Here is a 24,166-nt window from a genome sequence, read left to right on the forward strand (position 1 = left end):
ACCCTGTTAAAGCTTAACAAACCTCAGTACATAACTGTTTTTCCCGGCAGTTATTCTCACTATGTACGTTCCTGCGGCCCAGTTGCCGGTATAAATCGTTTTGATTAGAAGCGTGCCGTCTGCTTTTCCCGTATACACGGGTTTCATATCACTGCTTAAAATTTCAATAGTGGCATTAGCAGCAGGCTTCCCAAAATGAACCGTAATACTATTCCCTGCCGGTACAGGATATAGTGAGGGTTCAGGGCCGGTGCTCCCTGCAATGTATACTTCTATAATTTTGCTGTAAGTGCTTTTTCCATCCAGGTCTACCTGCCTTATGCGGTAATACATTTTTCCCTTCCGGGGCTGCAAATGAAAATATTCATAATCTACCGCTGTATTGCTGTTACCTTTTGAAGGCAATGTGCCAACCGTAGTGTAACCCATTCCATCGGTGCTCGCCTGCACTTCAAAATGGCTGTTATTAAACTCCATAGCGGTTGACCAGCGGAGCTTTACGTTTCCATCCTTATTTACAGCTTCAAAGCTAAGCCAGCTTACAGGCAAAACAGCATCTAAAGCACCCACTGAAAACCCCGAAAAACCCGTATTAAAAACAGCCTGCACAGTATGATCTTTACCAAAACGGCCATGCCCAACCGCTGCATTTATTTTTACCTTATCCGCTTCAGGGGTTGCCGGCGTAACAGATGAAACAGGAATTTCTGTTTTGATCATTTTTACATCGGTCCAGCTTTTACCCGTTGCCGTTTCATACCCCCTTTTTTCCGCATCGGTATAATAAAGGGTTATTTCGTAGTTTCCCGAAGCGTTGTTATTTTGGGGTGCAACAAAAAATGTTTTACGCGCAAGGGATTGAGCCGGTGTGTTGTTCCAAAATGGTGCTACGCCTTCGCCTTCCCTGTCAATACTTACCGTTGTACAACCATAATCCCATGCGCCCAGGTTTTTAATTTTAGCCATAATTTTCTGTGGCTGCAACTTATCATAGAAGTATACCTCGTTATACGGACCAAGATATTCTTCTTTGGATTCACCCATTGAATTTCCCGCCGGATTACCCTGTATGGTATAATCCAGCATAACAACAGGTTTTACACCATTCCGGTAAAAGCTCACCAAAGCAAAGCTTTGTGAGCAATTCACGGTACCATCCTCTATCATGCTCCCTTGTTCGCCATCGCTTCCATCACTATAAGCATGTACGATATCCGCGGCCCCGGCAGCCGGCGTGCCGTTATCAAAACAAAGTTCTACCGCAATGTTACTGGTACCATCCCAGCCAAAAGGCTGTTCAAGCGTGAAAGTATTCCAGCCATTTACCGTAGCATATGATGCCAGCGATAATACGTTTGTCATATTGCCGGCAAATTGGATACTGCCATTTTCCGCGAGATGAGCAAGAGTAGTCTGCGCCATCTTTATGCGCAGGTTCTTAAAAGCCCGGCTGGTATTCTTTTCTACAAAAAACCGTAACCCGGTAATGAGGCTTCCTGCGGAAAGTCCTGCTGCTGCAAGCTCACCCGACTTATAAAGGATCTGTGTTTTTTGTTTTGGAAGCGTTGCATCAAAAATTTTAGCGTTATTGATATGGTAGGTTGGTGAACCGATTGTTGCGATCGCAGTCCCACCCGGAACTACGGGGCTATAGTCCCGGGGTTGAATATTGATATTCATTACCGGGGCAGCACTTCCCCTTTCGGCAATTCCTCCTCCGCTATTAACAGAAAAATTCAGGCGTAAAAGCTTTGTTTCGGCGGAACTGCCATTATCGTAAACCCGCAATACAAAAGGTCTGCTGCTATTTGAGCCTGCAGGGAATACGATATTTTTCCCTGAAGGAAAATCAAAGTCGCCATGTTCAATCGCCGTGGATGCCGGGTCAACAGCAAGCAGAGCAGTGGCATTTTGCAGCGGATCGCCACCAATGGTAAGCTTAAAAACATGGTCGCGGTATTTCAGGCATCCGCTTACTGTTGTTGCTGTTTTGGGAAGCTCGGCGCTTTGCTGTTCAAAATTAATTTTAGGTGTGCAGGAAGGACTTGCATAGGTAGGAACAGCACCTGCGGATGTAATAAGGCTGTTTCTGTCTTCTAATAATACACTTGCCTGCATACGGTCTCTTTGCCCGGGCGTAAAAAGCGTATAACAATTGGTATAATTCATGAAATTACTTTCCGTACGGATATTATAAGGCTGATCAATACAGGTATTATTGCCCGTACGACAGGCAAAATCAACTACCCCTAAAGCACTGGTATTAAAGGAAACAGGATCTGTATCGTCAACATGATCGCCTTTACCTATGGGGCATTTGCTCATATTGGAAGAGCCTTCAAAAGGATGATAAAGATTAAAAGCATGCCCTATCTCATGCGAAAGCGTTTTAGAGCCTGCCTTCATTTGCGTAGCCAGCATTACCGTACCATCTACCACGCTGGAAGTAGGGAAATAGGCGTACCCGGCAACAAACTGACCCGTAGTTCCATCCTGACCATTGATTTTATTGACTACATAAATATTATAATATTGTGACCGGTCCCATACTATAGGGGCTTTCATAGCAATGTCCTCGCTAGTATTACCACTGCTGGCGCCATTGGCCACATACGCAGCATTGGAAGACATATCAACCCGGTGAATACCAGTTGTTGGATTACAGCCAGGATCTCTTTTAGCCAACACAAAGCGTAAGCCCAGGTCACCGGCAGCATCGGTACCCGCAGGAGTTAGGGAAACATGTGTGCCATTGTATATAGCATTCAAATACTCAATTGCAGCAAGTATCTGTTCATCGGCAGGATTAAAAGGCGTACCAACCGGTTCGCCCGCATGCAGTACATGCACTACAATGGGAATGGTGAAAATACCCGTTTCTTTTTTCTGGTATTGCCGTTCGGCTTTTCTTTGCTGAAGAAGCTGTTCGATCTTTTGTTCATTTAACGTTACATGGAGTTTATAGGCGGGGTCTGCCTGCCGGAGGGCATAATCAGACTGGTCGAAGCCACATACAGGCTGGGCTAAGATTTTGGCGCTACTCAGCAACACACAACAAAAAGCAGCGATTACGCCTCTCATAGCAGCATTTTATGACCTAAATGTAAATAATAAAGTAAATACTATGATCTTTAACCGGCCAATTTTGTTCACTCAGTGTTTCTCTGTATGCCCTGCTATTTTAACCATCAAAGTTCTTCAACGGATGCCATCCCCTAAAGGAGCGTTTCAATTATTGGTCATTATTATCCTGGCGGATAATTCCTTTTGAATAATATGGTTTATTAAAACGGATAATACCCAGCCATTTAAAAAAAAGTATAACCGGGTAAACAGGATCCACTTCATGCCAGCGTTTTCCAAAATTAACGGAAGATGGATTTTTGTGATGATTGTTATGATACGATTCTCCCAGCATTAAAACATCAACCAAAAATAAATTGTGCGAAGTGTTTTTCAGCCTGAAATTTATATATCCGTATTTATGGGCGAACCAATTAATAATTGCACCATGAAAAGCACACATCGTAATTACTACGGGAAGCAATAAAAACCACCATGCCGAGGAAGCAAAAATGATAAAGAAACTAATATAAAGCAAAATCCATAAAATTTTTGAAGTAGTAGAATTGGCCCACTTATCAAAACCATTCCATTTAGGAAGATTTTTGGTAAACCTCGATTCCACAGGCAAGGTTCCTTTAAGTATCCCAACATAAATATTCCGGGTACGCCACATCATTGAAAAAATATTCGATGAAAATTTTGGCGAGTGCGGATCCTTTTCCGTGTCGGTATAAGCATGATGCATGCGGTGCATTACGGCATAGGAACGCGGACATGAATAAGAAGATCCCTGCATGACGTAAGTAAAAATGAAAAAAAATCTTTCCCAGAATTTACTCATCTTAAACGCGGCATGCGCAGCATAACGGTGCTGAAAAAATGTTTGTGTAAACAAAGACATGTACCACAGTGATACAAAAAAAATAAGTATAGTCATAACATTTGATTTTGTTCCCAATCAATCAGAAGGTAGCTTGATGAAATACAGGAATTATTTTTTGGGAAACATGCCGGAGGAAAAAACGAGTTCTTGAACTGGCGGGGAAAACGATTGACTGTATTAACAACTGCTTTAAAGTTACGTACAATTATGTTAAGAAATACACAACGTATGTAAGAATTATTAATGGGAAAAGCAAAAATGTAATGAATGCTTCTCCGGCTTCTGATTTTTTCACTTATTTTTGCATCATGAATAACATTAGTGTATTGACAGATTTTGAAGCATTGACCAATACTATCAATTTTAAAAAGCTGCCTTCTCCACCCGGCTTAGAAACGTACACTATTTATGCCGGCGGCAATTTCATTTTTATATCAAATGCCAGAAACCGTACCATCCGCTTTAGCCTCGCCAATTTCAGTACCAGCGACATAACCAATACCGGGATCCAGGAGTGGATTGACCGTATTCATAAATTATATCCCAGCTTTTAAGTTTAAGTTTAAAAAAAAGGCCTCATTGCTGAGGCCGATTGTTTTTGGAGGTCCCGAGCGGATTCGAACCGCTGTACGAGCTTTTGCAGAGCTCTGCCTAGCCACTCGGCCACAGGACCTTTTTATCTTTTTTTCCGGGTTGCAAAAATAGGATATTTTTATGAACAACAACTATCTTACGCATGCAATATATTGCTGAATCTGAACTAATTCTCAATAAGCGGGGAGCTGTTTATCATTTAGATCTGCTGCCCGAAGAATTAGCCGGTATTATTATAACAGTGGGCGATCCCGGCAGGGTAAAAGAAGTAAGCAAACATTTTGACGAAATAGAGTACACGTGCCAGCACCGCGAATTTGTTACCCATACCGGGCGTATAGGCAATAAGCGGCTTTCTGTTGTATCAACAGGTATTGGAACCGACAATATTGATATTGTGATGAATGAACTGGATGCACTGGTTAATATTGATCTGGCTGCCAGAACAGTGAAATCACCGCTTACCACATTGCAGGTTATCCGGATTGGCACTGCCGGGTCTTTGCAGGAAGATATCCCTGTTGATCATTATGTTGCCAGCACACACGGAATCGGGACAGATAACCTATTGCATTTTTATCGTAATGAAAACAATGACGAAGAGAATCAACTGATCCAGTCTTTTATTACCCAAATCCAGTTGCATAATCATACGGCATCGCCCTATATTAGCAGTGCCAGCGTAGGTCTCCTCAAGCATTTCGTTGAAGGGTTTCACCAGGGTATTACCGTAACCTGCCCGGGTTTTTACGGCCCGCAGGGAAGAATTCTGCGACTGGGGTTAAGCAACCCGGCTTTTATAGACAGATTGTCTGCTTTTAGCTTTGGTACCCACCGGATATGTAATTTTGAAATGGAAACAGCCGGTATTTATGGCATGGGGAAACTTTTGGGACACCATTGCCTTAGCCTTAGCGCCATTATAGCTAACCGCATCAGCAAACAATTCAGTAAAGACGCCAATGCGGCCATTGACCGGCTCATTCAAAAAACGCTTGATATTATTTCCGGTATATAAGTGTTAAAAGCACCAACATAACAACCATGAGTCCATTTAACTTATTTAACCTTTTAACGCGGTCAAGCAATAACTTTGCACCATAAAAGCAGGAGATGGATATACATTTTTACAAATACCAGGGAACGGGAAACGATTTTATTATATTAGACAACCGCGACAATGCTTATGCTTCTCTCACTATAGCGCAGGTAAACTTTTTGTGCAACAGGCGGTTTGGTATAGGTGCAGACGGGCTGATGCTGTTGAATAAACACAAAGACTATGACTTTGAAATGGTATATTATAACGCCGATGGAAAAGAAGGCAGCATGTGTGGAAATGGCGGGCGATGCCTGGTAAAGTTTGCGTTCGATTCCGGCATAAAAAAAACCACCTATCATTTTATTGCCACCGATGGCCCGCATGAAGCGGAGATAGACGTTCAGGGCACCGTTCGTTTAAAGATGAAAGATGTTCAGGAAACAACAGACAGGAAGGATCACTTCATTTTGAATACGGGCTCTCCGCATTATGTGCAATTTGTACAAAACCTGCAGAAAATAGATGTAATAGAAGAAGGCAGAAAAATAAGGTACAGCGATGGTTTTGCAGCGGAAGGGATTAATGTGAATTTTGTAGAAGTATTAGATGATCATAGCATTTTTGTGCGTACGTATGAACGGGGGGTTGAAAACGAAACATTAAGCTGCGGCACCGGTGTAACGGCTGCCGCATTGGTTTCGGCACACCATGAAAACAGTTTTAATGAAATTGCCGTGGAAACCAAAGGAGGAAAGCTGAGCGTGGAGTTTAACCTGTCGGAAAAAAAACATTACAGTAATATCTGGCTTTGCGGTCCTGCAGAATTTGTATTTAAAGGAGAGATTGGGATATAATAAATGTGAAAATGTGGGAAATTTGAAAATTTGAAAATGAAGAAAACGGTTGGTAAGCGACGCAGGAGCGTCTGACTGCATACAAATGTGGGGAATGTGGAAATGCCTGCTTCGTCCTACTGAACAGGCGGGAGTAAATAAAACAGAATTTCCGGATAGTAAATAAACAAGCGCGGTGGATGATCTGGTGGTATAAATTTCAAATTTTAAATCTAAAATCTCAAATTATAATACCCCTACCTTTGCGCCGCAATGATTCAATACTTCAAAAATATCAACGGGGTAACTACCGCAATAGAAAAGGCGGATAATGAAACCTGGGTAAATATTTTGCCACCACTGAAGCATGAAGAATTTGCAGAAGTGTCGGAAGCACTGGAAATACCCATTGAGTTTTTACAGGATTCCTTAGATATTGATGAGCGCTCAAGATTTGAGCTGGAAGACAATGTGAGGCTGATCGTTATCAAAACGCCTACGGAAAATAATTCTTTCAATGAAAGCGATTCCTTTTATATTACTATACCTATCTGCATTATTCTCACCCATAACCAGATCGTAACCGTAAATTCCTTTGAGAACGGAGCTATTAAAAAATTCCTGAATACGTTTCAGAACAGGCACGCCGATAAAAAAAACATGATGGTGGTTAAGATCTTTGAGAAGATCACGCAAACCTATATGGAATATCTTAAGGAAATCAATCACCGCAGGAATATACTGGAACAGCAGTTGTATGCTTCTAACAGAAATGAGGAACTCCTGGATCTGATGCGCATACAAAAAAGCCTGGTATATTTTGTTACCGCACTACGTTCCAACGAAATGCTGCTGATGAAATTAGTTAGAACAAACTTTCTTGGACTGAATGAAGAGGAAAAAGAAGAGCTGGATGACCTGGTGGTTGATACTTCTCAGGCGCTTGAAATGGCCAATATCTATACCAATATTCTCAGCGCTACTTTAGATGCTTTTGCGAGCATTATTTCCAATAATCAAAACTTTGTATTAAAGCGGCTCACTTCTATTACCATCATTTTACAGTTCCCTGTGCTGATAGCCAGTATTTACGGCATGAATGTGCCCATTCCCTACCAGCATCAACCCCACGCATTTTATATTCCCATTATATTAGCCCTCTCTGTTTCTATTATTATGGGCGCTTATTTTATGAAAAAGAAATGGTTCTAACCCTATCACTTACCTCTTACCACTTACCTCTTTTCACCATCCCCGCCACCACCTTATCTATTGGCAGTGTTACGCTTTCTTCAGAAAAATCATTCCAGTTAATAAAGCGAAATGTTTCCGTTTCACCGGTTTGCTCATATACCTTCATTTGCCGCCCGTCAAAATCAAAAGGTTTGGATCTTAGCGGAACAGTAATGTCTGCCAACGGCTCAACAAAATAATAGATGGAAATAATTTGCTGATCCGGCGTAAATGCCGACATCTGGAAGAAATCGGTGGTGTAAATATGAGATGCTACCTTCACCTCAAGATCCATTTCTTCCATAAATTCCCGCTTCAGGCAATCCCTTGTGCCCTCGCCAAATTCGAGTCCGCCACCCGGGAACTTGGTATAATAGCTGCCCCGGATAAATTCATCACTTACCAATACCTGTTTCTTTTCATTCGTAAGTATACCGTAAACCCTGAGGTTGAACATTGAAGTTTGTTGTTTATAGTTTGTTGTTTATAGTTGTGCATCCGTTCAACCCTCAGCCCCGCATACCCACAACTATATTCTCATATTTTCAAATTATCCCTCCATCGCCGCCTGTTTCATTCGTATAGCCGTTTCCTTACCCACATATTTTTCTATCCTGTATTCGGCAAAATAAATAAGCGGAGTAAGCAAAATGGCTATGGCAAATTTATACATATAATTTACGCACCCCACAGCAATTACCTGCGCCCATGTCCAGTTACTGCCCAATTTAAAGGCAATGGTTAGAACGATAAAACTATCAATCAGTTGTGATACCAGTGTAGAGCCGGTAGCCCTCAGCCATACTTTCTTTTCACCCGTTGCTTTTTTGATGCGCTGAAACACCGCTACATCTACCAACTGGCTCACCAAAAAAGCCACTAAGCTTCCCACAATGATCCACATTCCCTGCCCGAATATGCCGTTAAAGGCTACCTGCAGGTCGGGTATCCCGTCGCCTGCTTTTGATGCCGGCCACCAGTCGGCATAGGGAATATGGATGCTGGCATAAAACATGATAAAAGCATAGGATATTAATGCAACTGCTGTATAGCTGATCCTTTTTACCGCTTTGGGGCCGTAATATTCATTTACAATATCCGTCATCACAAATTCCAAAGGCCATAACAGCACGCCACAGGTAAGGCTAAACGATAACCCGCTCTGACCGAAAAGTGTAAGATTAACCGGATCGAAACCGAATAGTTTTTCCAATGAAAATATCTTACCGCCTATACATTCTGCGATCAGCGCATTGGCCACAAAAAAAGCCGCAAAGCCGATAAATAGTTTAGTTGGCCGGTCTTTGAGTATTTGCTGTATCATATTATGCGTTAAAATTAAAGGGAAGATTAAAAATAACGTTAATTTGCCGCCTTAAATTTGAAATTCTTTTCGCGGGAAGTTTTGCTTTGGCGACCCTGATTATGATCAGTATTAAAATATCTGAAAGTGAAAAAAATTAATTTTAAAGCGTTTGTGCCTCACCTGGTAGCTATAGGCATTTTTTTAGTGGTGTCTGTAATTTATTGCCGGCCTGCTTTAGAAGGAAAGGTGCTGCAGCAGAGTGATATTGTGCACTGGGAAGGTATGTCGCACAATTCTTTTGAATATAAAAAGGAGCATGGACATTTTCCCCTATGGAATACCCATCTCTTCAGCGGTATGCCCAATTACCAGGTAGCTATGGAGGCTCATTCTTTTTTACCGGACTTTCATACCCTATTCACATTAGGACTGCCTAAACCTATCAATTTCTTTTTTCTTGCCTGCCTGTGCTTTTATATCCTTTGTTGCGTTGTTAATATAAAACCGGTTCTGGGTATCATGGGCAGTCTTGCTTTTGCATATGCCAGTTACAATCCTATTTTGATAGCAGTGGGGCACGAAAGTAAAATGTGGGCAATAGCCTATATGCCGGGCGTGCTCGCGGGGTTATTGCTGATCTATCAAAAAAAGTATTTGTTAGGACTTGCCGTTACCGCCATATTCGCCACCTGGGAAATAGCGTTTAATCACCCCCAGATCAGCTATTACTTTTTTATTACCGCAGGCATTATCACCCTTGGGTATATTGTACAATGGATTAAAGCGAAAGACTGGAAACACCTGGCTATATCGCTTGCCCTGGCTGCAGTTGCCGGCTGTGCAGCACTTGCCAACTCGGCCATGAGTTTACTTACTACCGCCGAATATGCAAAGTATACCATGAGGGGCGGTAAAACTCTTGAAACATCCGGGGCGGAAATAAAAAAAGTAGATACAAAAGGATTAGATAAAGATTATGCTTTCAGCTACAGCATAGGCAAAAGCGAAATACTTACTTTTTTTATACCCGATATATTTGGCAGCAGCTCTTCAGACCATTTCGATGAAAACTCCAAATTGGTAACTGCACTTACAGAAAAAAACATACCCGAGAACAACGCAGTTCAACTCGCCTACTCCCTCCCGCGTTACTGGGGCGGAATAGAAGAGGGCACTGCCGGTACTATTTATTTTGGAGCGATCATCTGCTTTTTGGCAATTACAGGACTTGTTTTAATAAAAGATCGTATAAAATGGTGGATACTTGCTGCTACTGTTTTTACCATTTTCATGGCCTGGGGAAGAAATTTTTCGACCTTCAATTCATTTTTGCTGGATTATTTCCCGTTGTATAACAAATTCCGTTCACCCAATATGGCATTGGTTATTCCCCAAATGCTGTTGCCCTTGCTGGCTGTTTGGGGTTTGCAGCGTATTTTTTTTACGGTTAACGGCAAGGACCAGTTGAAAGCGTCTTTTAAAACTATATTATATTCATTAGGCGCTGTGTTCGGCGTTACATTACTGATTTATTTCTTTAACGATTTCAGCAGCGCTTTCGATGCCCGTATTGTGCAGGCCTACACCAATCCGCAGGATGGTAATACAGAAATAGGCCGCATGATAGTGACTGCTTTAAAAGCGGAACGAAAGAGTATGTTCAGTAGTGGTATTTTCCGTGCGCTGTTATTTGCCGGTCTGGTGGTCGGACTATTGTATTTATACCTGAAGAACATCATTAAACCATTGGCGGCTGTTATTGTTTTTACCGTGATCAATATGATTGACCTGCTGGTGGTAGACAGCAAATACCTGAATGCCGACCATTATATGGATAAAGACAGTTACCTGTCGGAAAATTTTACACCAACAGCAGCCGATACGCAGATTTTGCAGGACAAAGACCCGCATTACAGGGTATACCATTTATCGGGCGACAGGTTCAGCGATGCCATCACTGCCTATTTTCACCGTTCCATTGGCGGGTACCACGCGGCCAAGCTGCGTATATACCAGGATCTCATTGAAACGCAGTTGTCGAAAGAATCATTGAACATGGATGTGCTGAACATGCTGGATACCCGTTATTTTATTGTTCCATCCCAACAGCAGCAGGCGCCTGCAGTGCATAAAAATGATGAAGCACTGGGAGCGGCATGGTTCATTAAGCATGTTAAATATGTAAACGGTCCTGTAGAAGAAATAAAAGCGCTGGACCAGTTTGGACCAAAGGATACGGTGATTGTTGATAGCAGCTTCAAACCAATAACCGGCGCTGATCCTGTACCCGATTCTTCTGCTACTATACAACTAACAAGCTATGATAATGATGAAATAAAATATGCCACGCAATCCGCTACCAACCAGTTTGCTGTGTTCAGCGAAATATATTACCCTGCGGGATGGAACGCTTATATAGATGGCAGGAAAACGGATTATGCGAAAGTGAATTATGTTTTAAGAGGAATGCCCATACCCGCGGGTAAACATGAGATCGTGTTTAAGTTTGAACCGGCCTCTTATTCCAAAGGACAGAAACTGATTTATTTGGGCAACAGCCTGTTCTTTCTTGCACTGGCAGGAGGTATTTTTTCTTTATGGAAAAACAGGGAAAAGTTCACTGTATAATTTAGCAAAGAATTGAATGATAAATGTACTAAGTATTGTGTCGTATCGCTTTTTACCAGCCTTAATGGGCGGCGAAAAGAATATCAGCATATTTAATAATTATCTTTCAGGCCTGGTGAACCTTAGCTGCATTACTGTAAAAAAAGTGGAAGTACCCTATAAGTCGGGGTATGAAATACTTCCGTTATTGTCAAACAGCATTCTTCGCTATATTAATCCCTTTTATTTTTTCACTCTGAGAAAAATCATCCGGCAAAAAAAAGTCAATTATATTATTTTAGAACATCCTTATTATGGCTGGCTGGGCATTGCTTTGCAAAAATGGCTCGGTGTAAAACTGATCATACATTCGCATAATATTGAAGCTTTGCGGTTTAAAAGCTTTGGAAAATGGTGGTGGCGCCTGTTATGGCTGTATGAAAAAGCAGTGCATCGTCGCGCGGATATGAACTTCTTCATTACCCGGGAAGACATGGATTATGCCATTGCTCATTTTAAATTAGAGCAAAAAAAATGCACTGTTATTACTTATGGCATAAACTTCAACACCCCTCCTACCCCGCAGGCAAAAACAATTGCCCGTACAACCGTCTGCACTGCGCACCATATTGATCCTACAGACCTGCTGTTGTTTTATACCGGCACTTTATATTATCAGCCCAATTTAAAGGGTTTGGATATTATCTTGGATAAGATCAATCCCCTGCTGCAACAAAACGGAATTACATATACAATATTGATCTGCGGCAATCACCTGCCGGAACGCTACAACAATCTTGAGGCATATAAAAATAAAAACATCATTTACGCCGGTTTTGTAAACGATATTGATACTTATTTTAAAGCGGCGGATATTTTTATGAACCCTATCAGTGAAGGAGGAGGGATCAAAACAAAATTAGTGGAAGCCCTGGCTGGCAATAGCTCGGCTGTATCCTTTGCCAGCGGCGCCTTTGGCGTTCCGGCAGAACTAACAGGTGGAAAACTGATCGTTGTGCCCGATGGAGACAGCACAGCACTCTTTGAAGCCATACGACAGTCTGTTGCATTGCTGAAAGAAGATATTTCAACAGATTTTTACGAACATTTTTACTGGGGTAATATCGTACAAAAGGCATATCAGCATATACTTTCGATAGCCTGATCAGCAATGCAATGTTTACTTTTGATATTCCAAAGGATTATTTCATGCAATATAAAGAAAGGGTTCCGGACGAATTATTTTCCGGGGAGCATTACCTCGGCCGGCCGGCCGATATAACGGATAAGATCGTCAGGCGCCGCATCAATCTGTTGGAACAATATCCCGGGTTTACCGGAAAGCAATACACACATCTTGATATAGGGTGTGGCAACGGCGCATCTATGTTCCTGTTGTCGCAAAAAATGAGATCATGCCTGGGAATTGATATTGTAAATGATTACGAGCAGGACATTAAGGACTATCTCAAAAAAAACAATATCAGCAATTGCAGTTTTCAGTGCGTGGATATTGAAAAGGATATTTCACCCTTGCAGCAACAATTTGACCGCATTACCAGTTTTGAAGTGATAGAGCATTTGCACGATGAGAACAGTGTATCCATTTACCGGGAGCTTTTAAAAGATGACGGACTGATGGCAATCTCTGTTCCCAATAAATGGTGGATATTTGAAACGCATGGCGCAAAGCTGCCCCTGTTACCGTGGAACAGGGTCCCTTTCTTTTCGTGGTTACCCCGCTTTTTGCACGAGCGCTGGGCCAATGCCCGCATTTATACCAAAGGAAGGATTACACGATTGCTTGAACGCAACGGGTTTGAAGTGTTGCACAGCAGCTATATTACCGCACCCATGGACGTTTTAAAAGAAGGTAAGCTGAAAAATTTCCTTGTAAAACATTTCTTCAAAAATGATACGACCCGATTCCCTTTTAAATCAACAGCTATATTGGTAATTGCGCGGAAGAGGAAATAATAATAATGTCATTTCTTATTTCGTTCAACCATAGGTTGAGCCGATTCTAAGATATTTTAAATCCATTGAAAGGCATAATTGATCGAATAAACATCATATAAAATCTTTATTTCAATTATTTTTCTTTTATTTTTGATATATTAAAATCAAACACCTAAACTATGAATTTTAAAAACCCTTCCTTAATTATTCTCTCATTAAGCTTATTGCTCTTTACCAATTGCACAAAAGAAGAGATTATAAATAATAAAATTCCAATAGCTGAAGCAGGAGAAAGTCGAATTATTGAATTACAAGAGAGTGAAGGCTGGGCGACCCTCACAGGAACCGGTGCAGATGCTGACGGAAATGTAGTAGCTTATTTATGGAGCCAGGTATCGGGGCCCAATGCTTCGGAAATAGTGAATGAAGGGGCTGCTTCAACTGAAGTGCGGAAACTTATTACCGGAATTTATACTTATCAGTTAATGGTGATAGATGATGATGGGGCAACCGGCGTTGATACTGTTTCTTTAACTGTAAAAGGCCCGGTGTTTCTTACGCTCACTCAACAGCCCTCTAATAATCCCAATGAGGTACATATTTGGGGAAATTCATCCTCAAACGGATCAGGACCCGGACAACCTGAAATTGGCGCAGTTTCATGGACGTATCAAGGCAATACTATTGGAATGAGAGCAGCTTTTAAATTTGATTTAAGCAGCATCCCATCGACAGCAACTATTACAGATGCGAAATTATCGTTATATTCCAACCCGACCCCTATCAACGGACATCATCCCGATGAACTGAGCGCAAATTCCGGTAGTAATAATGCAATGCTTATACAACGCATAACAACACCATGGACGGCGGGTACTGTTACGTGGAATGATCAGCCTGCTTCAACAACTTCGCACCAGGTTATTGTTCCACACACCTCGGCAACTTTTCTTGATTTAATTGATATTGATGTTACAGAATTAATAAAAGATATGACAGGAACAAATACCAATAATGGGTTTATGATACGTTTACAAAATGAAGTCATATATAATTCCAGGGTATTTTGCTCAAGCTTTTATACAACAGCGGAGAAGCATCCAAAACTTATAGTGACCTATAAAAACTGATCTATCAAAATATTGAACTCTTAATCAGCCTTTTGCATTTTTAATTTTATCTAAAAAACTAAAAAAAGGCAGTTATCACAATTGAAACTGCCTTTTTCTTAATAGCCTCTTATACTTCTGAAAACCAGAAGTTATGGATTATTACGATTTTCTTCTTTCTCTAACCCTTTAAAATCTTTTAAGGTACAGGTGTATAACGTGTAGACTGTAAAATACTGAGTTTATCGAGCGCTGTTATACTTTGAAAAGAAGTTTCCGATATTTCTACCATATTCCAGATAAAAATCTGAGGTGTACTGCTATTACAAGAAGTTTCATATTGTGCTGATCTGCAGAGGTAAACTCCCATTTAGTAGCATAAGTAATTCCTGTTTCATTAGTGTAAGTTCCGGTACCCCGAAGTTCCCTAGGTTTTCAGCCGTAGGCGTATTCAATAAACTATTTCCAAAATTCAGTCTTATTAACTTAACTCTCTTTTTGTACAATTCTAAATTGGCTATAGGTAATACGTATAAATATTTAACTTTGCGCAATCTTATAATTATATGAAAGTTATAATATTTGCAGGTGGACTTGGCACAAGGTTGGCTGAAGAAACCGATACGCGTCCAAAACCAATGGTAGAAATTGGCGGGAAGCCTATTCTGTGGCATATCATGAAGATATACAGTCATTATGGATTTAATGATTTTATTATTTGCCTTGGCTATAAAGGCTATGTGATCAAGGAGTATTTCATGAATTATTTTCTGCATAATTCCGATATTTCAATTGACCTCGGCAATAATTCGATGCAGGTGCTCGGAAGCAAAAGTGAAGCGTTTAAAGTTACGCTGCTGGACACCGGCCTACATACCAAAACAGCAGGCCGACTTAAACAAGTACAGAAATATGTGGGTGATGAGGACTTTATGCTAACTTATGGCGATGGTGTAGGCAATATCAATCTAAATGAACTTCTTCAGTTCCATCATTCACATAACAAAATTGCTACGGTAACTGCAGTTCAGTTGGATGCCCGCTTTGGTGGCATGGATATTGGCACGAATGGCGAAGTTGTATCGTTTCGTGAAAAAGCAAAGGATGAAAGCAAATGGATTAATGCTGGCTTCTTTGTATTAAAGCCGGCAGTATTCCAATACCTAGATGCTGATATGAATGATATGATGTGGGAAGATGAGCCGCTGGAACAGCTTGCGGCAAATAACGAACTGGTAGCATTTAAACATACAGGATTTTGGAAGTGTATGGATGCCATGCGTGATAAGCTGGAATTAGAGGCATTATGGAAAAGCAACCAGGCAAAATGGAAAAAATGGTAACACGGGCAACACTCTCCGGATATTATAAACAAAAAAGAGTTTTTATTACCGGGCATACGGGTTTCAAGGGTGCATGGCTGATGTGTTTACTTAAGGAACTGGGTGCCATCGTAAAAGGATATGCGCTTGCACCCCGGTATAAGGACGGCTTGTTTGATCTTATCGCCCCGCTTGGTTTGGGTGAAAATGTGATTGCGGATATTCGCAATAAAGACCAGCTTTTCCATGAACTACAAGCATTTCAGCCAGATTATGTTTTTCATTTAGCAGCACAACCACTCGTACGTCTTTCCTACAGCATTCCCGCCGAAACATTTGAAATAAATGTTACAGGCACGGCCAACCTGCTTGAAGCAGTAAGCCGGCTTTCGCACCCCTGCACTATAGTTGTAATTACAACAGATAAAGTATATGAAAACAAAGAACAGGATATTTTATATAAAGAAGATGACAGGCTGGGGGGATATGATCCTTATAGCGGCAGCAAAGCCTGTGCTGAGATCGTAACCAGTTCTTTCCGGCATTCTTTCTTTAATCCCGGCAAATTTGAAACACACCAAAAAGCTATTGCAACTGCCAGAGCAGGTAATGTGATTGGTGGCGGCGATTGGAGCGCAGACAGAATTATTCCGGATATCGTACGTGCACTTAAGAAGCAAAAACCTATAGAACTCCGAAACCCTAATGCTATTCGCCCCTGGCAATATGTAATGGAACCCCTGACCGGATACCTATTATTGGGGGGATTATTGAGTAAAAATTATGAGGCTTTTTCTATGCCATATAATTTTGGACCTTTGCCCAATGATCATTTGCCAGTAAAATCATTAGCTGAGAAGGCGATTAAGGTTTGGGGCAGCGGCGAATGGAAGGATATTTCTACTCCTGGTCAACCTCACGAAGCCGGATTATTAATGTTAGATATCAACAGAGCAATCAATGAACTTCAGTGGCTTCCTAAACTTGACGCTTCTGCAGCAATAGAATGGACGATTAACTGGTATAAGCAACCTTTGCCGGAAAGAGCAGCGTTTACATTTCAACAAATCAAAGCTTATCTTGCTCTATGATCTTCTCCCCCACTCCATTACCAGACAGTTATCTAATTGACCTTGAGCCGTTTACGGATGAGCGGGGATGGTTTGCACGATTTTATTGTAAAAAAGAGTTTCAGCAAATCGGACATGAAAAAGAATGGGTACAAATGAATCATTCCTTTACTGCTCAGCAGGCAACCATACGCGGAATGCATTTTCAGGTGCATCCCTACGCCGAAATTAAGCTGGTGCGTTGTATAGCAGGAAGAATTTTTGACGTGATCATTGACCTTCGGAAAGCCTCGCCTACTTTTTTACAATGGTTCGGCATTGAACTTTCCGCTAAAAACAAAAAAATGCTGTACATCCCCGGGGGGTTCGCACACGGATTTCAGTCACTTACCGATAACTGTGAGCTGATTTACCATCACACTGAATACTTTACTCCTGAAGCCGAATCAGGCATACGATATAATGACCCGGGAATAAATATACAATGGCCATTACCGGCAGGATCCATTTCTGAAAGAGACACGGGGCACCCTTACATTGATAAAAACTTTAAAGGATTGTAGATTTTATGCAATGCAGATTTTGTAAAACAGATTTGAAACATACATTTATAGATTTGGTAAACGCCCCTGCATCCAACTCCTTTCTTACGAAAGAACAACTGAATGAGCCGGAGGTTTTTTATCCACTAAAAGTATATACCTGTCACCAGTGTTTTTTAGTGCAGGTAGATGAATACAAAAAGTCAGATGCTATTTTCAATAATGAATATGTTTACTTTTCCTCGTATTCAAAAAGCTGGCTGCAACATGCAAAGGCATATACGGAATTAATGATTGAACGATTTCATTTAGATGAAAGGTCCAGGGTTACAGAAATAGCTTCCAATGATGGCTACCTCCTGCAATATTTTCATCAAAACCACATACCTGTTTTAGGTATAGAACCAACAGCTAATACTGCGGAAGTGGCAATATCAAAAGGTATTGATACCACTATAGATTTTTTTGGAACGCGATTAGCCCAACAACTTGCCGATAAAAAGATATATGCCGATCTGCTCCTGGGCAACAATGTACTGGCCCATGTACCCGATATAGTGGATTTTGTAAAGGGAATGAAACTGCTGCTCAAAGACACAGGTATTATAACCATGGAGTTTCCCCATCTTATGCAATTGGTGGACAATAACCAATTTGACACCATATATCACGAACACTTCTCTTACTTATCATTTTTTACTGTTAAACAAATATTTGAATCGGCAGCACTGGAGCTTTTTGATGTTGATGAGCTACCCACACATGGAGGATCACTGCGCATCTATGCAAAGCACAAAGGAGGTATACATACTGTTACAGAGAATGTAGCATTGTTACTGGAGAAGGAAATTCGGAAAGGAATAAACGAATTGCTGTATTATGAAGGGTTTCAATCCAAGGCATTAATTGTTAAACTGGAATTGACCAGCTTTCTTATTGAAAGTAAAAAGAAAGGAAAAAAAGTAGCAGCATACGGAGCCGCGGCTAAAGGTAATACGCTACTGAATTATTGTGGCATCAAAAATGATCTTATTAGCTATGTGGTAGACGCCAATCCAAATAAGCAGGGTAAGTGGCTCCCGGCCAGCCATATCCCTGTGCTGTCTGAAGTGCAATTAAAAGAAGATAAACCGGATTATGTGTTAATTTTACCCTGGAATCTGGAAAAAGAGATTATGGAACAATTGTCATATATTAAAGATTGGAACGGAAAATTTGTTATTCCGATCCCCTCTTTAAAAATAATGTAGTGTGATGAAGGTATTGGTTACAGGCGCCAGTGGATTTATCGGCAATTATGTTGTGAAGCAGTTACTTCGGTTGGGGCATTACGTTATAGCAAGTTCTTCCAATCCGGAAAAAGCCAAAGCGAAAAGCTGGTTCAGAGATGTGACCTATATAAATCTCAATCTCTCGGATTATAACGATGACATAAACTATTTTGACTTCTTTTTTCGCCCCGATATCATGATCCATCTTGCATGGGAAGGGCTACCGGATTTTAAGGGGGCATTTCATGTAGATATTAATCTTCCACGACATAAAGCATTCCTTCAGAACATGATTTGTAACGGGTTAAGGAACCTTTCGGTAACGGGTACATGTCTTGAATATGGCATGCAGGAAGGAGCGTTGCATGAAGACCTTCCCGTTAAACCAACAACCTCCTATGGTATAGCTAAAAGTGAACTATGGAATTTTTTGTTGGAGTTACAAAGTATTTACCCGGTACATGTGAAGTGGATCCGTCTTTTTTATATGTATGGGGAAGGGCAAAACCCAAAATCCTTACTTTCGCAGTTGCAGATGGCATTGGATAACCACGAGGAAGCGTTTAACATGAGCCGGGGTGATCAGAGCAGGGATTATTTACCCGTAGAAAAAGTAGCAGAATATGCAATTGCAATCGCCCTGCAGCAAAAAGTAACCGGAATTATTAACTGTTGTAGCGGAGAACCTGTTACTGTGAAGCAGTTTGTAGAAAATTATATGATTGAAAAAAACCGATCAATAAAATTAAATACAGGCTTTTACGACTACCCCGATTATGAGCCCATGCACTTTTGGGGAGATAAAACCAAACTAAAAACAATTCTGTATGAATAGTCCTGTTCATGATTTTAATAACGAGCGGATAGAAAGAATAGCCAACAATGGAAAGAATGAGGACTTATTGGCCGCGGCAAAGTCGTTCAATACCGAATCGAATAAAACCTTCTACTCCTATAATTTCTCCTGGATGGGACGCCCCATCATTCAATACCCGCAAGATATGGTGGCAATGCAGGAAATAATATGGGATATAAAACCAGACTTAATTATAGAAACAGGAATTGCTCACGGAGGATCATTGATCTTCTATGCATCAATTCTGGAACTGGTTGGTAAGGGGCGCGTATTAGGCATAGATATAGATATCCGGGAGCATAACCGGAAGGAGATAGAAGTTCATCCGATGTACAAGCGTATTAAGATGATCCAGGGATCCTCGGTAAGCCCGGAAGTTTTAGAGCAGGTTAAAGTAGAAGCAAAGGGTTGTAACACGATTTTAGTTTGTCTTGATTCCAATCATACACATGAGCACGTTTTACAGGAGTTAAACCTGTATGCTCCGCTTGTCACACCAGACTCTTATGTTGTTGTTTTTGACACTATTGTTGAGCACCTGCCCGATGACTATCTCTCTGGCAGAAAAAGACCATGGGGGGTAGGGAACAATCCACATACTTCCATAATAAGCTTTTTGGAAAAGAATGATTCTTTTGTCGTGGATAGTGCAATAGACAATAAATTACTGATCAGTGTTGCGCCCGGTGGCTATTTAAGAAGAGTAAAATGAGTTTACAATTAGTTACTAGCATTGATTAGGTATCACACATGGAGAAAAGCAATAAGGTTTCGCAAAAGTTCAGTATTATTTTACCTGTTAGAAATGGTGGACATTTAATTAAAAACTGTGTAGCCAGCATTCTGGCTCAATCATATCAGAATTTTAACCTCCTGATTTTAGAAAATAAAAGCACGGACGGCACTTTTGAATGGCTGAAAACGATTACTGATAACAGGGTGATAATTTTACCTTCCGAATATCCGATGTCGATAGAAGAAAACTGGAGCAGAATAAAAGACATTCCTAAAAATGAATTTATTACTTTAATCGGACATGATGATGTAATGGATGAACATTTTTTAGAGGAGATGAGCGGTTTGATTGAACGTTTTCCTGCTGCGAGCCTTTATCTTTCACATTACAGCTTTATTGATCAAAATGGAAAAGCACTTACCCCATGTAAGCCGTTAAAGGGTCATTATTCTCCCGCCGAATTCACAAAGGCAATATTGGAACTAAAAATAGAGCCGATAGGTGCTGTTGTAAGATCATCCGACTATGATAAGGCGGGAGGCATACCTCCTTATCCCAATTTGCTTTTTGCCGATTACGCACTTTGGATAAGTTTGGCTTCTGTTTCCTCTGCTGTTGTTCACCCCGGCAGGTTGTTTTCTTATCGCATTCATCTGAGCACATCCAAAACAACACCGGCGAGCCGATACATTGACGCACTGTTCGATTTCCTGCAGTTTTTGCAAATGCAATCCGGGAAAGATGATGGGATAAAATCAGCCATCCTGGAAACTGCCCCGGGATTTATTCGCTTTTACTGTCAGTCTCTTTCGCTCAGGCTGTTGAAGACACCTTTTGCCAAACGGGATAACAAAACAGTAGATTCGTTTGTTTCAGCATGCAGAGAATGGGCTCAAAAGTTCTCCGGCACGTTATCTGCTTCCCGGTTAACAAAACTGGCTGTGTTGATAGACAAATCAGTAATGCTCAGCAATGTGTATCTTATACTGCGAAATATTTCTAAAAGAAAAACAATTTGAAAACCTCATTTATTATAAGCCGGACCGATATCTTCCGCAATCCTTTTTATTTCGTAAGGCTGAGGCTTTTTCAGGCCTTCAAACAATATCTTCCGGAATTAAAAGGGGATGTGCTTGATTTTGGATGCGGTTCAAAACCTTATGAAACCCTTTTTGTAAATGCAACGTCTTATACCGGACTGGATATTGAAGTGTCCGGCCACTCCCATATTAATGAAAAGATAGACGTATTTTACGATGGTAAAAACATTCCTTTTAACGATAACTATTTTGACAATGTATTCTGTTCTGAAGTGATAGAACATGTTTTTAACCCCGAAGAATCATTGCGCGAAATAAACAGGGTGCTGAAACGCGGGGGGAAATTACTGCTTACCTGTCCATTTGTTTGGCCGGAGCATGAAGTGCCGTATGACTATGCACGCTATTCAAGCTTTGGCATAACACACCTGCTTGAAAAAAATGGCTTTGAAATAATACAACGGGTTAAAACAGGGCATTTTGCAGAGGTTATTTTACAACAGATGATCTTTTACATTTTTGTATTATTACCTAAAAAGCCCCGAATATTATATCTTATTTTGCACCAGATATTCATACTACCACTTATTGTTTCCGGTGTTTTGACAAATGCCGTATTATTTGGAAAATTGAGAAGAAAAGAATTATTCCATAATAATGTGATACTGGCACGAAAGAGGTTTTAGACTAAAAGCGCATTGCTATAAAATCTGCAGAATGTTGTCCGACTGAACTTTTCTTTTGCTATCTCATAACTTCTTTTACCCAAAAGCGTTAGTTTCTTCTTATTTCCTATTAGCTGTTGAATTAGCTGAACGCCTTCTTCTACAATACCTGCTTCATCGGTTCTATGGATGAGCAAGCCATTGTTTTCATGGAGAATATAATCAGGGATTCCATTGACTGCTGTTGAAATGACAACTTTGCCATAGGCCATCATTTTCATGACTACTACCGGAAGTCCCTCATAAGCAGATGTGAGAAGCAATACATCAGATGTTGCATATATGGCTTCCATTTCCTGCTGATCTTTGATATTCCCACGGAAAGTGCAATAAGGATATTTGTCCGGGAAAACAACTTCTTCTACATCTCCAACAAAAGTAAAATGCACATTGGCGTTTTGCCGGTGTAGCTTTTCAGCAATGGCTGCTGCCAGGTGCACTCTTTTCTGTGGCGCCCCTCTCCCAATAAAGACTACTTCTATCCTTTGATTATACCGTTCCGAATAAGGAGGAATATCTATTGCGTTATCAATAAAATAAAGCCGGTCATAGTAACGCCCCGGAAGATGGTTCTCCTGGTACTGCGCTTCCACTTCCTTTTTAAGACTCAGTACGCTGAAAATCCGCATATCTATTCTGTCAATATGTCCTATGGTATATCCAATCCAGGTTGGCAGGTGACATAGCTCAACACGTTTTGTTTCTTTTTTTACATGCTGAAGGATTTTGTAAAAAAACAAACACTCTCCACCAAAAACCACCGGACTTTTATTTTTATTGATCCAGGCTGCAATTACTCCTCTGAAGAAAAAATTTACAAAATGGAACAGCTTATTGTCTATATAAGGAGAGAGGTCAATAATAATGGCATTGAGGCCTCGAAACTCTTCAATAAATAAATTGTTTTTGGGTTTCTTTGAGAAAATAATGATTGGTTTTCTATTCTTAATACATCTGGCAATATCAATGTTAACCCTCGGTGCACCACCGATATCCGCACTGGAGAAAAACAAAAATATCCCGGTATTCTCTTTAAGGGGTAAGAGACCTCCAAAAAATTGTCCCAACCAAACAAAAGGCAGCGTGGCCAGCTTTTCAAGGAAAAATTTTGTTTTTGCCTGTTTGTATGTCATCTGCCACCAAAATATTTGGCCAATACTAAATTAAGATAGTTTTCGTCAAAACGTAACTGAAGCTCGTCCGCAGCCTGTATAACTTCCGTTGTTTTTATTTGGGGAATACTTTTTTTAATCGTCAGATTATAGTCGGCCTTTTTATTCAATACTTTTTCCAGAGCGCAAACAATATCCCCCACGGAATAGTTGAGAGGATTAGCAACATTAATGATTCTGTTCACATACTTATTTTTCGAAATGAAATAGCTGCATAGCGCAACAACATCTTCAATATCGAGTATATTCCGGAAGGACCCTTTCCATAAATCAAACTTCTTTCCGGATTCAATACGGTTTACGAAAAAATTTATCAGCGTATGCGGGTTATCTGTTTTCCCAACAGGATTAGAAAGCCGAAAAATAAGATAGGGATTACCGGACAACCGGACAACCTCCTCCATCAGCAATTTATGGTTTATATAAAGAGAGCCCTTCAGGGATTCATCGTATATGCTGCAAGTACTGAAATAAACCAACGTACCCTGTTTTTTTTCAAGCACATCTTCAAGAAGTGAGCGTTCTCTTCCGAATTCTTTTTGGGAAATATTTCCTGAATCAGAAACGCCAGAAGCAAAAATATGTATCTCACTGCTGTCATGGAATTCCTTAAAAGCCCGTGCTAAAAACCCATCCCCTGTTATCATTCAAATACCTTTAATATAAGGCGCTGAAGTTAGGATATTTTTGTCCATAAACAGGGATTGCTCAATAACTCATACTATAAAAAATTTCAAATTTTATGGTAATGCATAGCTATGCGATACCTATAGCTTGCTGCAAACTCCGCCGTTTTGCCA

The 24,166-nt window shown here is 40.7% G+C and carries 22 protein-coding genes and 1 tRNA gene; 16 read left to right on the forward strand and 7 right to left on the reverse strand.

Features of this window, described 5'->3' with window-relative positions:
- Nucleotides 1-6: 6 nt before the first annotated feature.
- Nucleotides 7-3,081, reverse strand: coding sequence for a zinc-dependent metalloprotease (locus tag PLE34_RS04390; RefSeq protein ID WP_324554566.1), 3,075 nt, complete (start codon nt 3,079-3,081; stop codon nt 7-9).
- A 151-nt stretch (nt 3,082-3,232) separates the two neighbouring features.
- A complete protein-coding gene (locus tag PLE34_RS04395) occupies nt 3,233-4,003 on the reverse strand; it encodes an acyl-CoA desaturase (RefSeq protein ID WP_324554567.1) in 771 nt (256 codons plus the stop codon).
- Nucleotides 4,004-4,257: 254 nt separating this feature from the next.
- On the opposite strand from PLE34_RS04395, the gene PLE34_RS04400 reads away from it, so the two are divergent.
- Nucleotides 4,258-4,503 (forward strand): hypothetical protein, encoded by a 246-nt coding sequence (locus PLE34_RS04400; protein ID WP_324554568.1) that lies wholly within the window; start codon nt 4,258-4,260, stop codon nt 4,501-4,503.
- Nucleotides 4,504-4,548: 45 nt separating this feature from the next.
- On the opposite strand, the gene PLE34_RS04405 is transcribed toward PLE34_RS04400, so the two are convergent.
- Nucleotides 4,549-4,622, reverse strand: a tRNA-Cys gene (locus tag PLE34_RS04405).
- Between the two features lie 63 nt (nt 4,623-4,685).
- Here PLE34_RS04405 and PLE34_RS04410 point away from each other — a divergent pair.
- The 3 genes from PLE34_RS04410 to PLE34_RS04420 all read left to right on the forward strand — a co-directional run bounded on the left by PLE34_RS04410 (nt 4,686) and on the right by PLE34_RS04420 (nt 7,630).
- Complete coding sequence (locus PLE34_RS04410) at nt 4,686-5,561, forward strand: nucleoside phosphorylase (protein WP_324554569.1); 876 nt, start codon at nt 4,686-4,688, stop codon at nt 5,559-5,561.
- A gap of 95 nt (nt 5,562-5,656) precedes the next feature.
- Nucleotides 5,657-6,439 carry a diaminopimelate epimerase gene (gene dapF / locus PLE34_RS04415; RefSeq protein WP_324554570.1) on the forward strand — a complete coding sequence of 261 codons (783 nt, stop codon included), beginning with the start codon at nt 5,657-5,659 and terminating at the stop codon, nt 6,437-6,439.
- Nucleotides 6,440-6,691: 252 nt separating this feature from the next.
- The gene (locus PLE34_RS04420; protein WP_324554571.1) at nt 6,692-7,630 is read left to right on the forward strand and encodes a magnesium transporter CorA family protein; all 939 of its coding nucleotides are present in this window, start codon (nt 6,692-6,694) and stop codon (nt 7,628-7,630) included.
- Between the two features lie 16 nt (nt 7,631-7,646).
- Here the strand turns inward: PLE34_RS04420 and PLE34_RS04425 are convergent, their stop codons facing one another.
- Together PLE34_RS04425 and PLE34_RS04430 are read right to left on the reverse strand one after the other, a co-directional pair.
- Nucleotides 7,647-8,108: an NUDIX domain-containing protein gene (locus PLE34_RS04425; protein WP_324554572.1), complete on the reverse strand. Its 462-nt coding sequence runs from the start codon at nt 8,106-8,108 to the stop codon at nt 7,647-7,649.
- A gap of 93 nt (nt 8,109-8,201) precedes the next feature.
- The gene (locus PLE34_RS04430; protein ID WP_324554573.1) at nt 8,202-8,975 is read right to left on the reverse strand and encodes a queuosine precursor transporter; all 774 of its coding nucleotides are present in this window, start codon (nt 8,973-8,975) and stop codon (nt 8,202-8,204) included.
- Nucleotides 8,976-9,101: 126 nt separating this feature from the next.
- Between PLE34_RS04430 and PLE34_RS04435 the strand changes: the two genes are divergently transcribed.
- The 12 genes from PLE34_RS04435 to PLE34_RS04490 all read left to right on the forward strand — a co-directional run bounded on the left by PLE34_RS04435 (nt 9,102) and on the right by PLE34_RS04490 (nt 22,155).
- Nucleotides 9,102-11,585: a YfhO family protein gene (locus PLE34_RS04435; protein ID WP_324554574.1), complete on the forward strand. Its 2,484-nt coding sequence runs from the start codon at nt 9,102-9,104 to the stop codon at nt 11,583-11,585.
- A 16-nt stretch (nt 11,586-11,601) separates the two neighbouring features.
- Entirely contained in the window at nt 11,602-12,729 is a 1,128-nt protein-coding gene (locus PLE34_RS04440; protein WP_324554575.1) for a glycosyltransferase family 4 protein, read from the forward strand.
- 44 nt (nt 12,730-12,773) lie between these two features.
- Nucleotides 12,774-13,541, forward strand: a complete 768-nt coding sequence (locus tag PLE34_RS04445) for a class I SAM-dependent methyltransferase (RefSeq protein ID WP_324554576.1) — start codon at nt 12,774-12,776, stop codon at nt 13,539-13,541.
- 161 nt (nt 13,542-13,702) lie between these two features.
- A complete protein-coding gene (locus PLE34_RS04450; RefSeq protein ID WP_324554577.1) occupies nt 13,703-14,653 on the forward strand; it encodes a DNRLRE domain-containing protein in 951 nt (316 codons plus the stop codon).
- Between the two features lie 545 nt (nt 14,654-15,198).
- Nucleotides 15,199-15,975 (forward strand): glucose-1-phosphate cytidylyltransferase, encoded by a 777-nt coding sequence (rfbF, locus tag PLE34_RS04455; protein WP_324554578.1) that lies wholly within the window; start codon nt 15,199-15,201, stop codon nt 15,973-15,975.
- Entirely contained in the window at nt 15,939-17,045 is a 1,107-nt protein-coding gene (rfbG, locus tag PLE34_RS04460) for a CDP-glucose 4,6-dehydratase (RefSeq protein WP_324554579.1), read from the forward strand. Before rfbF ends, rfbG begins: the two co-directional genes overlap by 37 nt.
- Nucleotides 17,042-17,587 (forward strand): dTDP-4-dehydrorhamnose 3,5-epimerase, encoded by a 546-nt coding sequence (rfbC, locus tag PLE34_RS04465; RefSeq protein WP_324554580.1) that lies wholly within the window; start codon nt 17,042-17,044, stop codon nt 17,585-17,587. The genes rfbG and rfbC overlap by 4 nt, the downstream gene beginning before the upstream one ends.
- A gap of 5 nt (nt 17,588-17,592) precedes the next feature.
- Nucleotides 17,593-18,816 (forward strand): methyltransferase domain-containing protein, encoded by a 1,224-nt coding sequence (locus PLE34_RS04470; protein ID WP_324554581.1) that lies wholly within the window; start codon nt 17,593-17,595, stop codon nt 18,814-18,816.
- Between the two features lie 4 nt (nt 18,817-18,820).
- Nucleotides 18,821-19,672 carry an NAD-dependent epimerase/dehydratase family protein gene (locus PLE34_RS04475; protein WP_324554640.1) on the forward strand — a complete coding sequence of 284 codons (852 nt, stop codon included), beginning with the start codon at nt 18,821-18,823 and terminating at the stop codon, nt 19,670-19,672.
- Nucleotides 19,665-20,405 carry a cephalosporin hydroxylase family protein gene (locus PLE34_RS04480; protein ID WP_324554582.1) on the forward strand — a complete coding sequence of 247 codons (741 nt, stop codon included), beginning with the start codon at nt 19,665-19,667 and terminating at the stop codon, nt 20,403-20,405. Before PLE34_RS04475 ends, PLE34_RS04480 begins: the two co-directional genes overlap by 8 nt.
- Nucleotides 20,406-20,443: 38 nt before the next feature.
- Complete coding sequence (locus PLE34_RS04485) at nt 20,444-21,448, forward strand: glycosyltransferase family 2 protein (RefSeq protein WP_324554583.1); 1,005 nt, start codon at nt 20,444-20,446, stop codon at nt 21,446-21,448.
- Complete coding sequence (locus PLE34_RS04490; RefSeq protein ID WP_324554584.1) at nt 21,445-22,155, forward strand: class I SAM-dependent methyltransferase; 711 nt, start codon at nt 21,445-21,447, stop codon at nt 22,153-22,155. Before PLE34_RS04485 ends, PLE34_RS04490 begins: the two co-directional genes overlap by 4 nt.
- Here PLE34_RS04490 and PLE34_RS04495 read toward each other — a convergent pair.
- Together PLE34_RS04495 and PLE34_RS04500 are read right to left on the reverse strand one after the other, a co-directional pair.
- Nucleotides 22,152-23,327, reverse strand: coding sequence for a glycosyltransferase family 4 protein (locus PLE34_RS04495; RefSeq protein ID WP_324554585.1), 1,176 nt, complete (start codon nt 23,325-23,327; stop codon nt 22,152-22,154). The genes PLE34_RS04490 and PLE34_RS04495 overlap by 4 nt on opposite strands.
- Entirely contained in the window at nt 23,324-24,013 is a 690-nt protein-coding gene (locus tag PLE34_RS04500; protein WP_324554586.1) for an NAD-dependent epimerase/dehydratase family protein, read from the reverse strand. The genes PLE34_RS04495 and PLE34_RS04500 overlap by 4 nt, the downstream gene beginning before the upstream one ends.
- Nucleotides 24,014-24,166: the final 153 nt, after the last annotated feature.

It is taken from the genome of Agriterribacter sp. (assembly GCF_035445465.1).
Classification (GTDB): domain Bacteria; phylum Bacteroidota; class Bacteroidia; order Chitinophagales; family Chitinophagaceae; genus Agriterribacter.

What these genes read in the sequence shown, in the direction of transcription:
- PLE34_RS04445 (WP_324554576.1), top strand. Translation starts at nt 12,774, where the DNA reads ATGCAATATAAAGAAAGGGTTCCGGACGAATTATTTTCCGGGGAGCAT.
- PLE34_RS04440 (WP_324554575.1), top strand. Translation starts at nt 11,602, where the DNA reads ATGATAAATGTACTAAGTATTGTGTCGTATCGCTTTTTACCAGCCTTA.
- PLE34_RS04470 (WP_324554581.1), top strand. Translation starts at nt 17,593, where the DNA reads ATGCAATGCAGATTTTGTAAAACAGATTTGAAACATACATTTATAGAT.
- PLE34_RS04410 (WP_324554569.1), top strand. Translation starts at nt 4,686, where the DNA reads ATGCAATATATTGCTGAATCTGAACTAATTCTCAATAAGCGGGGAGCT.
- PLE34_RS04400 (WP_324554568.1), top strand. Translation starts at nt 4,258, where the DNA reads ATGAATAACATTAGTGTATTGACAGATTTTGAAGCATTGACCAATACT.
- rfbG (WP_324554579.1), top strand. Translation starts at nt 15,939, where the DNA reads ATGGAAAAGCAACCAGGCAAAATGGAAAAAATGGTAACACGGGCAACA.
- PLE34_RS04420 (WP_324554571.1), top strand. Translation starts at nt 6,692, where the DNA reads ATGATTCAATACTTCAAAAATATCAACGGGGTAACTACCGCAATAGAA.
- rfbF (WP_324554578.1), top strand. Translation starts at nt 15,199, where the DNA reads ATGAAAGTTATAATATTTGCAGGTGGACTTGGCACAAGGTTGGCTGAA.
- rfbC (WP_324554580.1), top strand. Translation starts at nt 17,042, where the DNA reads ATGATCTTCTCCCCCACTCCATTACCAGACAGTTATCTAATTGACCTT.
- PLE34_RS04425 (WP_324554572.1), bottom strand. Translation starts at nt 8,108, where the DNA reads ATGTTCAACCTCAGGGTTTACGGTATACTTACGAATGAAAAGAAACAG.
- PLE34_RS04485 (WP_324554583.1), top strand. Translation starts at nt 20,444, where the DNA reads ATGGAGAAAAGCAATAAGGTTTCGCAAAAGTTCAGTATTATTTTACCT.
- PLE34_RS04430 (WP_324554573.1), bottom strand. Translation starts at nt 8,975, where the DNA reads ATGATACAGCAAATACTCAAAGACCGGCCAACTAAACTATTTATCGGC.
- dapF (WP_324554570.1), top strand. Translation starts at nt 5,657, where the DNA reads ATGGATATACATTTTTACAAATACCAGGGAACGGGAAACGATTTTATT.
- PLE34_RS04450 (WP_324554577.1), top strand. Translation starts at nt 13,703, where the DNA reads ATGAATTTTAAAAACCCTTCCTTAATTATTCTCTCATTAAGCTTATTG.
- PLE34_RS04480 (WP_324554582.1), top strand. Translation starts at nt 19,665, where the DNA reads ATGAATAGTCCTGTTCATGATTTTAATAACGAGCGGATAGAAAGAATA.
- PLE34_RS04390 (WP_324554566.1), bottom strand. Translation starts at nt 3,081, where the DNA reads ATGAGAGGCGTAATCGCTGCTTTTTGTTGTGTGTTGCTGAGTAGCGCC.
- PLE34_RS04495 (WP_324554585.1), bottom strand. Translation starts at nt 23,327, where the DNA reads ATGACATACAAACAGGCAAAAACAAAATTTTTCCTTGAAAAGCTGGCC.
- PLE34_RS04475 (WP_324554640.1), top strand. Translation starts at nt 18,821, where the DNA reads ATGAAGGTATTGGTTACAGGCGCCAGTGGATTTATCGGCAATTATGTT.
- PLE34_RS04500 (WP_324554586.1), bottom strand. Translation starts at nt 24,013, where the DNA reads ATGATAACAGGGGATGGGTTTTTAGCACGGGCTTTTAAGGAATTCCAT.
- PLE34_RS04395 (WP_324554567.1), bottom strand. Translation starts at nt 4,003, where the DNA reads ATGACTATACTTATTTTTTTTGTATCACTGTGGTACATGTCTTTGTTT.